Here is a 12,641-nt window from a genome sequence, read left to right on the forward strand (position 1 = left end):
TGCCGGATTCTTTTCGCAGTATGTGCAAACTTTAATAGCTCCTGATCTTGTCATTTTCATCATCTGTTGTCTTCCGGATCGATCGGATAACGACGTGATAGCTGTAATCATCACTCACTTTTACTGTGACTCGATCTCCCACATGTTTTTTCAATATGGCTTTCCCAAGAGGAGACTCGATACTGATCTTTCCGTCCAGAGAATTTCCCCGGATGGATGTGACAAGTTTGAAGACATCAGTCTCGTCATCTTCCTCAAAATAGATTTCTACCATATTGTTTAATCCGGCTTCATCCTCTTTCGAAGTGTCCTCCACAATCCTGGCCGTTTTCAGCATCCTTTCCAGATAGCGAATCCGGCTCTCATTTCTGTTTTTATCTTTCTTTGCCGCATGATACTCAAAGTTTTCGCTGAGATCGCCGTGGGCTCTCGCCTCTTTTACCGCTTCTATAGCCTCTTTTCTTACTACCAGCTTTCTGTACTCGATCTCCTCTTTGATCTTGTCCACATCATGCTCTGTGAGTTGTTCCCTCATTTTCAAGACTTCCTTTTCTATTCTTCCTTCCAGCATTCCGTATCCATAATACCCAGTTTTTTGGGACGAAATACCGGATCAATTCCCATTTTACGCTGCTTTTCATAATCTTTCAACACTTTGAATGCTATTTTCCCAAGCATGAGAATCGCCGCAATATTCACTGCTGCCATACATCCCATCGTGATATCCGCAATATTCCAGATCAGAGAAAACTCCGCCTGTGCTCCGAAAAAGACAGCAAGCACGCATGTGATGCGAAATCCAGCAAGAAGAACTTTGTTGTCTTTTATAAACTTTATATTGGACTCTGCATAGTAGTAATTTCCGATCAAACTGCTGAATGCAAAAGCAAAAATAGAAAATGTGATAAAATGGATCCCCCAGCTTCCTACATTGACGGATATGGCTGCCTGGACAAACGGAATACCATCCAGTTTTGCCGGCACTCCTTCCACTCCTGAGACGAGAAGCATCATCGCAGTTGCCGAACAGATCAGGATCGTATCAATAAATACGGAGACAACCTGCACCATCCCCTGTTTGGCCGGATGGGAGACAGAAGCACTGGCTGCCGCATTTGGTGCGCTTCCCATCCCTGCTTCATTTGAAAAAAGTCCCCTCTTGATACCAATGACTACCGCACTTCCGGCCATACCGCCAAACATGGCACGAAAATCAAAAGCACTTCGTAAGATCATCCCGAACACTTCCGGAAGAACTGTAATATGTGTCACGATCGTAAAAGCTCCCAGAAGAAGATATCCCATGGCCATGACCGGCACGATGACTGATGTGATAAAGCCAATCCTGTGGACGCCTCCAAAGATGACCGCCGCCGTCGCTGCAGCTATAATACCTCCCACAAAGACCGGATAAATCGTGTCCGTGTACCCTGGGATATAATATTCCAGCGCAGAAGACATATTGTAGGACTGAAGTCCATTAAAACCGTATGCAAAACAGATGATGAGAAGAACGGAAAAGACTACGCCAAGCCATCTCTTTTTCAGAGCCTTTTCCATATAATAGGACGGGCCGCCTCGAAAATCTTTTCCGTCTTTCACTTTGTAGATCTGTGCCAATGTGCTCTCTACAAATGCGGATGCACCGCCGATCAGTGCCATCAGCCACATCCAGAAAACAGATCCTGGACCTCCTGCCGCGATAGCTGTCGCGATGCCGGCGATATTTCCTGTCCCCACACGTGAAGCAGTCGAGATCATCAACGCCTGAAAGGAGGAAACTTGCTTCACTCCATCCTTTTCTTCTCCTTTTTCCAGGATCACTTTGAGTGCATCTTTAAGCAGACGCAGCTGCACCCCTTTTGTCCGCACAGTAAAATACACTCCTGTACCTACAAGTAAGAACAAAAGCGGATACGTATAAAGGAAATCATTTACTTTTGACAAAATATCATTCATAGTATCCCCCTGTTTTTGAATTTTTTTTAGCAGTTGATTCATTATAACAGCTTTATTATCAAAAAAACAGGGTAAAATTGACTAAAAATGAATTATTTATCTTTTACTTATTCATTTTCTCAATCCAATCTTTCTCTCTGAATCCAGGGATAGTAAAGTCTTCCCCAACAAGAAGAGGTCTCTTGACGAGCATTCCGTCTGTGGCAAGCAGCTCATACTGTTCTTCCTCACTCATCTGAGGAAGTCTGTCTTTGAGTCCCAGTTCCTTATATTTCATACCGCTCGTGTTAAAAAAGCGCTTCAGCGGAAGACCGCTTTTTTGATGCCACTCCATTAATTCTTCCTTTGTTGGATTCTGTTCTATGATATGGCGCCTTTCAAACTCTGCGCCTTTTTCTTCCAGCCATTTCCCGGCCTTTTTGCATGTCGTTCATTTTGGATATTCAACAAATAGCAACATCTTTATTCCTCCTGTTTTTTTCTTAGCTCTTCCGGCATCCATTTTCCTTTCCATGCATACAGAATCATCAGAACTGCCCCGATTCCCCAGGATATTGGGTAACACAAGTATACCCCTCGGATCGTTTCAAAATACGGAACCACAAACTGTACCCACAATACTCTGCATACACACAGCGAAAACAGGATGATGAGCATTGGCGGCACGGTCTTTCCGGTTCCACGGATCGTACCAGCCATCTCGTGCATAATACTCAAAATAAAATAGAATGGACAGAAATACCACATCGCCAGCGTTCCATAATAGACGACATCTGCATCGGATGTAAAGATTCCGATAATCTGATCAGAAAATGCAAGAAGCAGGACCCCTGTCACGATCGTATACACAAATCCCATGGCCAGCGTGACCCACATTCCCTTCTTTACCCGGTCAATCCTTCCAGCCCCGATGTTCTGTCCTGTAAAAGTAGTCGCTGCCATACTAAAACTCATGACCGGAAGTATATTAAATCCATCTACTTTTATGTAAGCCGCAAATCCTGCCATCGCCTTTGCCCCAAATGTGTTGACGCTGGACTGCAAAAGCACATTTGAAAAAGAGATTACCATATTCTGAATCCCTGTCGGGAGTCCAATCTTGATGATCCGCATCCCCATCTTCCCGTTCCATCTGATCTCTTTCATTTTTAAGTGGTAAAGATCGTCCACTTTTACAAGAAACCGCAGAATAAAGATACAGGACAAAACCTGGCTGATATCGGTGGCGATAGCGACACCCGCTACCCCCATCTTGAAAAACACGACAAATACCATATCCAACACAATATTAGAAACGGATGCCACTGCCAGGTAGACAAGCGACCTTCTGGAGTTTCCTACCGCATTTAAAATCCCGGCTGACATGTTGTAGATTACATTGAATATCAATCCGCCAAAGTAAATCCGCAGATAAAGAATAGACTGATCCATTACCTGGGCTGGAGTTCCCATCCATTTCAGAAGAATCGGACTTGCCACGATGCCAAGAACCATAATGACTGCCCCGGCGATGACGGCAAGGGCAATGGTCGTGTGAACTGCTGTCTGTACTCCCTTTTCATCTCCAGCCCCATAATGCTGTGCAATCACGACTCCGGCTCCAGCGGATGCACCGATACAGAAAGCGATCAGAAGGTTGATCAGTGAACCGCTTGATCCCACAGCCGCCAGCGCATCGCTCCCGACAAAATTTCCCACGATAATGGAATCCGCAGTATTGTAAAGCTGCTGGAGCAGGTTTCCGAGAATGAGCGGAATCGAAAAAAACAGAATCTGCTTCCAGATGTTTCCGCTCGTCATAACCGTTGTTCTACTCATATGGATTTTCCGCCCCTTGCCTTAGCATCTTACCATATCTCTTGTAATCTCTTTCAGAGAATCGGATCCGCACATGGACATCGTATCGGCAAGCTCTGCTCCGATCTTCTCGATGTATGTTTTCACGCCTTCTTCTCCGCCTCCGAATACAGCCGTCACAAATGGACGACAGATCAGAACGCCGTCTGCTCCCAGTGCCAGCGCCTTAAATACATCTGTACCCGAACGGATTCCTCCGTCCACAAATATCTTCATCTTTCCTTTTACAGCGTCTGCAATCTCCGAAAGCACTTCCGCTGTGGCCGGACACTGATCCAGCACTCTTCCTCCGTGATTGGATACAACGATAGCATCTGCCCCTGCTGCTTCTGCCTTCAGTGCACCGCGAACCGTCATTACCCCTTTTACGATAAACGGCACATTTGTCATTCTCACGATCTTATGAAGCTCTTCTACGGATTTTCTTCCGGCCGGAGGGGTCATATTTTTCAAAAACGGCAGTCCTGCAGCATCAATATCCATGGCCACCGCAAATGCATTGGCACTCTGTGCCTGATTCATTTTTTCCTGAATCGTTTCCAGGTTCCACGGTTTGATCGTCGGGATTCCCATTCCGCCTTCTTTGGCAATCGCCTCCGTTGCAAATTTCATGACATCTGCATCCACGCCATCGCCGGTAAACGCAGCGATTCCGGCTTTTGCACAGGCCGAAACCAGGACATCATTATACGACTGATCGTTGTACTTCTCCCCGTAGTGGAGATTGACTGCTCCTACTGGTCCTGCAAAAAATGGATATTTCATCGTGTGACCGAAGATCTCCAGTGATGTATCTACCGGTTTATTAGCGCAGATCGTATCCATATTGACACGGATTTCCTGCCATTTATCGTAATTGCGGATAGCTGTATCCCCAACCCCTTTTGCCCCAGGTCCCGGGATCTGATTTCTGCATGCACGCCCATTACATACCGGACACGCCTTACAATAGTTCCCGATACAGGTTCTTGCTTCTTTCAAAATTTCATCATAGGTCATTACACTCTTCCTCCGTTTCTTTCCTTTCTCTGTTTATTGTAACAAACTCTCTTAAAAACCGCAACACACAGCGCAGAATGGTCTCTCTCTTCGTCCTGCTGTCCACACATCAAAAAAAGAAACGGACACTTCTCAATGTTCCGCTTCTTCATTACATGAAAATGATCACTTCACTGATCCACACAACTGCACATGCACCGCAGGCTATCTGAAACAGACTTTTTCCACGATAGGCCAAAAAGATGGCCGCCAAAAGTCCCAGCGCCGCCGACCACACAGAGTCTGTTGCCGTCAAAATCGCTGGAAATGTCATAACTGCCAATGTAACATACGGCACATAAAATAAAAAAGACCGGATTGTTTTATGTCTGATCTGTTTCCGTATGAGCGTAAGCGGCAGCATCCGGATGCCGTAGGTAACTAGCGCCATCACAAGAATGTAGATATAAATATTATGCTCCATCGTTCTCCTCCTCTTCCCCCTCTTTTATCGGGAAAAGTATCGCTGCAGCCCCCGCGATCAGGATAGTCAGAATGATGATCCTCATTCCCGACGATATCTCCCTTACCCAGGGAAGATACGCCATTGCCGTGCTTGCCGCCATCGCGGTCACGATGATACCGGCAATGATTCTGTTTTCTTTGCAGGGTGGTATGATGACCGCAATAAACATTGCGTACAGAGCAACGCTCATGGCGCTCAGCACCCTGTCCGGCAGGATTTCCCCCGATACAACTCCAACATATGTCCCGATCGTCCATCCGGGAATTGCTGCAGACATCATGCCGTAAGAGTAAAATGGACTCAATCTTCCAGATGAGGCAACGGACACTCCGAAAATCTCATCCGTCACGCCAAAGGCTACAAGAAATCTGTGCCCTATCCCCGCCCTCGGATCAATCTTCTGTGAAAGCGCACAGGACATCAGACAGTACCGAAGATTGATGATCAGCTGCGTGAACGCCATCTCCGCGTATGCCGCTTGGGATGTGATCAAAGACAGCGCGGCAAACTCGCCTGCTGATGTCAGATTTGTAAGCGACATGAGGGCTGCCTGAATCGAGGTAAGTCCTGCCTTTCTCGATGCAATTCCCAGTGTAAACGATACCGCCAGATAACCAAGTCCGATGGGAACCCCGTCTTTGATCCCCCTCACAAACCACTTTCCTTTTTGCTCCACTTTTTATCCCCCTGTGTTTTCGTTATCCGAAATATTGTGAAAACAGTTTTTCCATCTCCTGCTTCAGTCTGTTTTCCATTCCCCGATATTTTAGCAGAAATTCTTTCCCTTCACAAGTCAGTTCACTCTTTCCGCCATGTGCTCCTCCGTTGTGTGTATGTAAAAAAGCAAAACCAAGCTCCTTTTCTGCGCGCTTTATGATCTTCCATCCTTTGGAATAGGACATTCCCATTTTGGCGCACGCTGCCTGGATGGAACCTCTTTCCTCAATATATTCCAGGAGTTCTGCCACACCGGGCCCAAAAAAACGCTCATCTTTTTGAAATGTAAGCCGAAGCCCCGGCTGTATCACTTCTGCCATCTTTTCTCTCCTCCTCTACATTTTGATCTCTCTGTCCGCCTTTGCCGTCATGTTCATGATCCACACAGCAATAAATGCCACCCCAAGAATCACAGCCACATAAATCCATGCACGATCCATGTTTCCTGCAGCCACTTCGGAGTAAACTGCAAGCGGAAGCGTCCTCGTCTTCCCCGGGATATTCCCGGCCAGCATTGCGGTGGCCCCGTACTCGCCAAGCCCCCGTGTAGTGGAAAGGATCATTCCGGACAGGATGGACGGAAATGTACATGGAAACAAAATCTTCCACAGGATCCCCCATTTCCCAAGTCCCATCATTTTAGCCTCCTCGATCATATTCTGATCGATCTGTTCAAACCCGGCTTTTGCCGATCGGTACATCAGCGGAAAAGAAACTATGACCGCAGCAAGCACCGTGGCAAACCAGGAGAAGGCAATGCGAAATCCAAACACGTCTTCAACAAAGCTTCCGATCGGACGGCGGGCACCGAACAAATACAGAAGAAAAAAACCCGCAACTGTAGGCGGCAGGACAAGGGGGATCGTCAAAATCCCGTCCACAACCGCCTTCAGCCGCCTCCCTTTGATAAACATGACCGCCCAGGCCGCAAGAATTCCCAGCACGAACGTAACTGCAGACGCACAGGCGGTTGTTTTCAATGAAATCCATACGGGAGAAAAGTCCATTGTTCACTTGCCTCCTATTTTACATCTCTGTAGTCTGAAAATCCGTAAGATTCAAACACTTCCGAAGCTTCGTCCGATGTGATAAAATCATAAAATGCTTTCGCAGCTTCCGGGTTAGGCGCATCTTTTGTTATTGCCGCCGGATAGAGAACCGGTGATTTTAAAGAACCTTCCGGTGCTTCCGCCACGACTTTCACTTTATCCGTCGTAGCTGCATCCGTCGCGTAAACGATGCCGCAGTCCGCAGATGCCTCTGCCACCCAGTTCAGCACTTCCGTCACATTCGTTCCGAAGCTTGCCTTCGCGGACACTTCCTCCCACAGTCCAAGAGAGGTAAGTGCTTCCTGTGAGTACTGCCCCACCGGAACGCTGGCTGTATCTCCCAGCGCAACGGTACCTGCATTCTTTATATCTTCGAATGAAGCAAATGTCTTGTCCGAGACAGAAGGGGTAATGAGCACGATCTTATTTTCCAGCATATTTAGTATCGTATCACTGTCGATCATACCCTCATCATTCAGCTCGTTCATCTGCTTTTCTGCCGCCGAGAAAAAAATATCTGCTCCGAGCCCTGCCTCAATCTGCTGCTGAAGCTTTCCGGAAGAATCATAAACTCCCTCGACTTTTACATCCGGGTATTCTTTTTCAAATTCCGGGATCAGCTTTTCCGTAAACGCGTACTCCAACGAAGCTGCAGCTGCCAGTGTGACAGTCCCTTCCACTTTTGTCTCTTCTTTTTTTGTTTCTGTTTCCTCTTTCTTTTCCTCTGACTGGCATCCAACTAAAGAGAATACCATAATCGCTGCAATCATCCCTGCCAAAATCTTTTTTTTCATTTTTTTCCGCCTTTTTCTTCTGTTTACACCCTTTTTACGATCTACCGCATTCAGACTCGCTTCCCTTTAAAATCCCAAGCCCATGGATAACACTGTCCAAAATGATCTCCATACTTTCCTTTACCGCTTTGGGACTTCCCGGGAGATTTACGATGAGCGTCTTTTCCCGTATTACAGAAACTCCCCTGGAAAGCATGGCTCTCTTCGTATATTTCATGGATTCATATCGGATTGCCTCTGCAATACCAGGTGCATTCCTTGTCATCACTTCCAATGTGGCCTCCGGTGTCGTGTCTCTTTCGGAAAATCCAGTACCTCCTGAAGTTAAAATCAGGTCCACCTGTCTTTGGTCAGAAAGCCGGATCAACTCTTTTTTTAATCTTTCCTTCTCATCCGGAAGAATCTGCTTTTCTATCACACGGAATCCTGCCTCCAAAAGCGCCGTCTCCATGGCTGGTCCGCTCTTATCTTCTCGAAGTCCCAAGCTTCCTTTGTCACTCATGGTAATCACAGCTGCAGTGAACGGCTCTGTGCCATCAGGAATCCTGACCGTCATGCTATCGCCTTTCCTTATCACACCGGATGAGAGAACTTCGGCAAACACACCTTGCGTCGGCATAATGCACTCGCCCATCCGATGATAGATCTGACAATGCGTATGACATTCTTTCCCAATCTGAGACATCTTCAGCACCACATCCCCGCATGTGAGGATCGTCCCCACCGGAAGTGAACGAAAATCGATGCCTTCTACTACAAGATTCTCTCCGAATGCGCCGTCCGAAACATCCGCGCCTCTTTGATTAAATTCCAGCACTTTATCATAGCTTAGCAGACTAACCTGCCGATGCCAGTTGCCGGCATGTGCGTCGCCTTCAATCCCGTAGTCCTTCCTAAAAAAAGCTTTCTGCACCGGTTTTTTTTCCGTTCCCCGTTTCTCACTTATACAAATCGCCTTTACGGTACCGATGATTTTCTTTTTGTCCATCTGTGTCATCCTCCAATCTGGCTCATCTTTTTATTTTCACTGATGTCCTCCGGATTCTCAAAACAGTGTCCGGAAGGTTTTTTCTTCCCTGCTTCCAGAAAAATCTGTCGGATCCGTTTTTTCCGCATCTCTTTATCCATCCCGCTTCGCACGATGCTTTTCATATCTTCCGCGTCATCATAGCAGAGACAATATTTCAGCTGGCCAGTACTCGTAAGTCTCAGGCGATTGCATTCCTTGCAGAACTTCCCGTGCATGGCGGAGATAAACCCGATTCTTCCGGCAAATCCCGGTATCTGATAGTATACTGCCGGTCCAAATCCAGCCTTTCCTTTTCGTTCAGCAGGATAAATTTCTGGATACAGCCCTCTGATCTTCTCCAAAATCGCCCTGTTATCCAAGCTTTGAAATTGCTTTCCATATCCAATTGGCATCATTTCGATAAAACGGACGTCTACCGGCATTTTTTCCGCAAGCCTGACAAGATCCGGTATTTCTTCTTTGTTGATCTCCTCAGCCGCCGCCACGTTAATTTTTGTTCGGACACCTGACTGTACACATGCTTCCACAGCCCCCAGAACTAAGGCAAGACCATCTGTTCCCGTTATCTCCCGATACTTCTCTTTATCGAGGGTGTCCAGACTGATATTCACTCCATCAATACCTGCTTCCAAAAGTTTTGGAAGAAACTGTTTCAACAAAATGCCATTTGTAGTCATCATCACAGTCTCAATCCCAGGGATGCTTTTCAACATGCGGATACAGTCCGCACATCCTTTTCTCACAAGCGGTTCGCCTCCCGTAATACGCAGATGCCGGATCCCACTTTCAGAAGCTGCCTCTGCGATCTCTGCGATCTCTTCGTATGTCAAGATCTCTCGCATCGGCAAACTTTCTATATCAGAAGGCATGCAGTACTTGCATCTGAGATTGCACCTGTCTGTGATAGAAATCCTCAGGTAATCAATCGTTCTTTCGTTCATATATTCCGGATGCTCCTCCTTCTTTATAAAGCAGTGAGATATCTGTCATCTCCATACTTTTGTCCACCGCTTTACACATATCATAAATCGTAAGAAGTGCGATCTGAACGCCTGTCAGTGCTTCCATCTCCACTCCCGTTTTCCCTTCACATCGCGCGGTGCATCTGGCGCGGATATAACATTTCTTTGGATTCTTTCCATCCATTTTTCCCACCTCGTCAAAGTCCACCGACACTTTTGTCAGATTCAGCGTGTGGCAAAGCGGTATCAGCTCGCTTGTCTTCTTAGCTCCCATAATCCCCGCAATTCGTGCCACCCCCAGCACGTCTCCCTTTTTCATGCTTCCCTCCTGTATCATCTGGAAACATGTCTCGGAGACACCGATATATCCTTCTGCCACCGCTTCTCTTCTTGTTATTTCCTTTCCCCCCACATCTACCATGGCGGCATTTCCTTCTTTGTCAAAATGTGTAAATTCCATATACTCCTCCAGATATTATTTTCCGAACCCACAGTTTGGATACGTACAGACAGGACATCCAAGGCAAAGCCCTCCTTCTCCCAGATCAGCGAGCTCCTCTTTCGCAATGTCATCATCTGCAAGGATCCGTGGAAGTACAATGTCGAAAATCGTCCTTTTCGCGTACATTACACATCCCGGCAGTCCGAGTATCGCTTTCTTTTCTTTCGTGTACGCCAACATGAACATCGCTCCCGGCAGCACAGGTGCACCGTATGTCACAATATCAGCACCAGTATTCTTGATGGCAAGCGGTGTCCTGTCATCCGGATCTACGCTCATTCCCCCAGTGCAAAGTACGATGTCTGCACCTTGTTCCAGAAAATGCTGAATCGTCATCGTAACCATCTCATGGTCATCGTCACAGACTTTGTGCCCAATAATTTCCACATCATACTTCGACAGTTTTTCAAACAGAACAGGTGTAAATGTATCACGTATTCTTCCTTTATATACTTCGCTTCCGGTTGTCACAACAGCCGCTTTTTTCTTCTGAAATGGCAGGATTTTCAAAACAGGTTCTCCACCGGTAAGTTCCATGGCCGCTTTCTCGACATCCTGCATCTTTTTTTCCTCGATCACAAGAGGGATAATCCTTGTCCCTGCAAGTTTATCTCCAGCCTTTACTTCCGTATTCCCATGGCGTGTGGCGATCATCATCTGTCCGAATCTGTTGACTGCACGAAGCGCATCGGAATTGACTTTGAACAGCCCGTCAACATCAGAAATCAGTTCGATCTTTCCTTCTTTTGCCTCCGTCGCTTTCATATATCGAAATGTCTTCTCAACTCCATCAAATGCCGCCTCCTCGGCGCTTCCTCCCTGGCAGATCTTTCTCAGGATTTCCGCCCCTTCGTCTTCATGGAGCATTCCTTCTTCCTTCTCCCATACGTACAGATGCTCCTTTCCAACACTCAAAAGCACTGGAATATCCTCTTCTGTTACCACATGGCCCTTTCGAAAGACCGGTCCCTTTTTCTCATCTTTTATGATCTGTGTGATATCATGGCATAAGATGCATCCTTTCGCATCTTCCGTCCTGATCAGTTTCATCTTCATTCTCCGTTCTCTTTTTAAATACCGTACTGTTTTTTAAAACATAACGATTCTAAACAAGTATAGCATGTTCTTTAGTCTCTTTCAATGCCGGATTCCTTGCAGCACTCTCCTGTTCTCGATTTTACATCTGTCCGTGATATGGTCACAGATTTTTTTATGAAATGTGATATACTGATTATAATATAAAAGAGCTGTAAATGGCTCCGCAGCAAATACACATACGAAACCCTCAAAGAAAGGATGACACTCTATGGAATACAAACATATTACTCAGGAAGAAGCAAAACACCTTATGGATACTGAACCAAACGTTATTGTGCTGGATGTCAGAAATCCGGAAGAATATTCCAACGGACATATCAAAGGAGCTGTAAATCTTCCAAATCCATCCATCACAAACCGTGAAATACCGGAGCTTCCGGACAAAGATCAGAAAATTCTAGTCTACTGCCTGTCCGGTCAAAGAAGCCGCATCGCAGCTAAAAAGCTTGCCATACTTGGGTACACAAACATCCATGAATTCGGTGGTATCGCAGACTGGAAATACGAGACAGAACTCTAATCAAAGCACCTGTTTATCCCGAAGAAAAAGACCAGTTCCGTTTTCTTGCACGGTCCTGGTCTTTTTCTTCTCTTTATATCAGCGCTCTTCTATCTCTATGTGAACCGAATCTCCTTCTCCCTTTCCGAGTTTTGTCCGTATAGATTTCAGAATTCCAATGATATAACAAACATTTCCATCTGGATCTTTTACCCCCATATTAACAATACTGCCATCATAAGGGACACCATCGAATTTTGCATGTACTTTTACTCTGCCTTTTCCAAATATTTTCCGGATATCCCAGGGAAAAATCACATACGCTCCCCCTTTATCCGGTATCTCATGGATGATTCCATCGTATTGAAATTTTTCCATCATAATAAATTCCCCGTTTCTTCCGTCTTTCACAGAAAAAGTTTGCCCTGCCGCGGCACAAGACATTCGCCTTCCATATAAAAATCATGGACAGCAAAAAAGCTCAGTTAAACTGAGCTTTTCAAACAGGGGATGAGAGAATCGAACTCCCGCTAAGAGTTTTGGAGACTCCTGTCATACCATTTGACCAATCCCCTATATCCTTTTTCTTACTGATATATGAAAAGAAACACCTTTCACAGGTGTCTTTTCCATATACCTTCAAAACCACATATAAGTTACAGATCTCTCT

The 12,641-nt window shown here is 46.0% G+C and carries 16 protein-coding genes and 1 tRNA gene; 1 reads left to right on the top strand and 16 read right to left on the bottom strand.

Features of this window, described 5'->3' with window-relative positions; all coding sequences use genetic code 11:
• Positions 1 to 31: 31 nt before the first annotated feature.
• The 14 genes from greA to FLB61_RS12650 form a co-directional block, all read right to left on the bottom strand.
• Positions 32 to 535 carry a transcription elongation factor GreA gene (gene greA, locus FLB61_RS12585; protein WP_087203071.1) on the bottom strand — a complete coding sequence of 168 codons (504 nt, stop codon included), beginning with the start codon at positions 533 to 535 and terminating at the stop codon, positions 32 to 34.
• A gap of 17 nt (positions 536 to 552) precedes the next feature.
• Positions 553 to 1,959, bottom strand: a complete 1,407-nt coding sequence (locus tag FLB61_RS12590) for an alanine/glycine:cation symporter family protein (protein WP_221920382.1) — start codon at positions 1,957 to 1,959, stop codon at positions 553 to 555.
• A 103-nt stretch (positions 1,960 to 2,062) separates the two neighbouring features.
• Complete coding sequence (locus FLB61_RS12595) at positions 2,063 to 2,419, bottom strand: arsenate reductase family protein (RefSeq protein ID WP_087203069.1); 357 nt, start codon at positions 2,417 to 2,419, stop codon at positions 2,063 to 2,065.
• Positions 2,420 to 2,421: 2 nt separating this feature from the next.
• Entirely contained in the window at positions 2,422 to 3,777 is a 1,356-nt protein-coding gene (locus tag FLB61_RS12600; protein WP_221920383.1) for an MATE family efflux transporter, read from the bottom strand.
• 21 nt (positions 3,778 to 3,798) lie between these two features.
• The gene (locus FLB61_RS12605) at positions 3,799 to 4,815 is read right to left on the bottom strand and encodes an alpha-hydroxy-acid oxidizing protein (protein ID WP_221920384.1); all 1,017 of its coding nucleotides are present in this window, start codon (positions 4,813 to 4,815) and stop codon (positions 3,799 to 3,801) included.
• A 151-nt stretch (positions 4,816 to 4,966) separates the two neighbouring features.
• Entirely contained in the window at positions 4,967 to 5,278 is a 312-nt protein-coding gene (locus tag FLB61_RS12610) for an AzlD domain-containing protein (protein ID WP_221920385.1), read from the bottom strand.
• Positions 5,268 to 5,996, bottom strand: coding sequence for an AzlC family ABC transporter permease (locus tag FLB61_RS12615; RefSeq protein ID WP_087203065.1), 729 nt, complete (start codon positions 5,994 to 5,996; stop codon positions 5,268 to 5,270). The genes FLB61_RS12610 and FLB61_RS12615 overlap by 11 nt, the downstream gene beginning before the upstream one ends.
• Before the next feature lie 22 nt (positions 5,997 to 6,018).
• On the bottom strand, positions 6,019 to 6,357 hold the full coding sequence (locus FLB61_RS12620) for a winged helix-turn-helix domain-containing protein (protein ID WP_221920386.1): 339 nt from the start codon (positions 6,355 to 6,357) through the stop codon (positions 6,019 to 6,021).
• Positions 6,358 to 6,372: 15 nt separating this feature from the next.
• A complete protein-coding gene (modB, locus tag FLB61_RS12625; protein WP_087203063.1) occupies positions 6,373 to 7,044 on the bottom strand; it encodes a molybdate ABC transporter permease subunit in 672 nt (223 codons plus the stop codon).
• A 14-nt stretch (positions 7,045 to 7,058) separates the two neighbouring features.
• Positions 7,059 to 7,880 (bottom strand): molybdate ABC transporter substrate-binding protein, encoded by an 822-nt coding sequence (gene modA, locus FLB61_RS12630; RefSeq protein WP_221920387.1) that lies wholly within the window; start codon positions 7,878 to 7,880, stop codon positions 7,059 to 7,061.
• Positions 7,881 to 7,914: 34 nt separating this feature from the next.
• Positions 7,915 to 8,868 (bottom strand): molybdenum cofactor synthesis domain-containing protein, encoded by a 954-nt coding sequence (locus FLB61_RS12635; protein WP_330625633.1) that lies wholly within the window; start codon positions 8,866 to 8,868, stop codon positions 7,915 to 7,917.
• Between the two features lie 5 nt (positions 8,869 to 8,873).
• Positions 8,874 to 9,851, bottom strand: a complete 978-nt coding sequence (moaA, locus tag FLB61_RS12640) for a GTP 3',8-cyclase MoaA (RefSeq protein ID WP_221920389.1) — start codon at positions 9,849 to 9,851, stop codon at positions 8,874 to 8,876.
• A complete protein-coding gene (gene moaC / locus FLB61_RS12645; protein ID WP_221920390.1) occupies positions 9,832 to 10,332 on the bottom strand; it encodes a cyclic pyranopterin monophosphate synthase MoaC in 501 nt (166 codons plus the stop codon). The genes moaA and moaC overlap by 20 nt, the downstream gene beginning before the upstream one ends.
• 15 nt (positions 10,333 to 10,347) lie before the next feature.
• Positions 10,348 to 11,424: a molybdopterin-binding protein gene (locus FLB61_RS12650; RefSeq protein ID WP_221920391.1), complete on the bottom strand. Its 1,077-nt coding sequence runs from the start codon at positions 11,422 to 11,424 to the stop codon at positions 10,348 to 10,350.
• Between the two features lie 256 nt (positions 11,425 to 11,680).
• Here FLB61_RS12650 and FLB61_RS12655 point away from each other — a divergent pair, with 256 nt between their 5' ends.
• Entirely contained in the window at positions 11,681 to 11,992 is a 312-nt protein-coding gene (locus FLB61_RS12655; protein WP_087203058.1) for a rhodanese-like domain-containing protein, read from the top strand.
• Between the two features lie 78 nt (positions 11,993 to 12,070).
• Here FLB61_RS12655 and FLB61_RS12660 read toward each other — a convergent pair whose 3' ends face one another.
• Positions 12,071 to 12,352 (bottom strand): DUF1905 domain-containing protein, encoded by a 282-nt coding sequence (locus tag FLB61_RS12660; RefSeq protein ID WP_330625634.1) that lies wholly within the window; start codon positions 12,350 to 12,352, stop codon positions 12,071 to 12,073.
• Positions 12,353 to 12,475: 123 nt separating this feature from the next.
• A tRNA-Trp gene (locus tag FLB61_RS12665) sits at positions 12,476 to 12,546 on the bottom strand.
• Positions 12,547 to 12,641 lie beyond the last annotated feature (95 nt).

Source organism: Sellimonas caecigallum (genome assembly GCF_019754295.1).
GTDB classification, from domain to species: domain Bacteria; phylum Bacillota; class Clostridia; order Lachnospirales; family Lachnospiraceae; genus Sellimonas; species Sellimonas caecigallum.

Excerpts from the sequence above, each read along its gene's own strand:
- greA (WP_087203071.1), bottom strand. The coding sequence starts at position 535 with ATGAGGGAACAACTCACAGAGCATGATGTGGACAAGATCAAAGAGGAG.
- FLB61_RS12590 (WP_221920382.1), bottom strand. The coding sequence starts at position 1,959 with ATGAATGATATTTTGTCAAAAGTAAATGATTTCCTTTATACGTATCCG.
- FLB61_RS12600 (WP_221920383.1), bottom strand. The coding sequence starts at position 3,777 with ATGAGTAGAACAACGGTTATGACGAGCGGAAACATCTGGAAGCAGATT.
- FLB61_RS12605 (WP_221920384.1), bottom strand. The coding sequence starts at position 4,815 with ATGACCTATGATGAAATTTTGAAAGAAGCAAGAACCTGTATCGGGAAC.
- FLB61_RS12610 (WP_221920385.1), bottom strand. The coding sequence starts at position 5,278 with ATGGAGCATAATATTTATATCTACATTCTTGTGATGGCGCTAGTTACC.
- FLB61_RS12620 (WP_221920386.1), bottom strand. The coding sequence starts at position 6,357 with ATGGCAGAAGTGATACAGCCGGGGCTTCGGCTTACATTTCAAAAAGAT.
- modB (WP_087203063.1), bottom strand. The coding sequence starts at position 7,044 with ATGGACTTTTCTCCCGTATGGATTTCATTGAAAACAACCGCCTGTGCG.
- modA (WP_221920387.1), bottom strand. The coding sequence starts at position 7,880 with ATGAAAAAAAAGATTTTGGCAGGGATGATTGCAGCGATTATGGTATTC.
- FLB61_RS12635 (WP_330625633.1), bottom strand. The coding sequence starts at position 8,868 with ATGGACAAAAAGAAAATCATCGGTACCGTAAAGGCGATTTGTATAAGT.
- moaA (WP_221920389.1), bottom strand. The coding sequence starts at position 9,851 with ATGAACGAAAGAACGATTGATTACCTGAGGATTTCTATCACAGACAGG.
- moaC (WP_221920390.1), bottom strand. The coding sequence starts at position 10,332 with ATGGAATTTACACATTTTGACAAAGAAGGAAATGCCGCCATGGTAGAT.
- FLB61_RS12650 (WP_221920391.1), bottom strand. The coding sequence starts at position 11,424 with ATGAAACTGATCAGGACGGAAGATGCGAAAGGATGCATCTTATGCCAT.
- FLB61_RS12655 (WP_087203058.1), top strand. The coding sequence starts at position 11,681 with ATGGAATACAAACATATTACTCAGGAAGAAGCAAAACACCTTATGGAT.
- FLB61_RS12660 (WP_330625634.1), bottom strand. The coding sequence starts at position 12,352 with ATGATGGAAAAATTTCAATACGATGGAATCATCCATGAGATACCGGAT.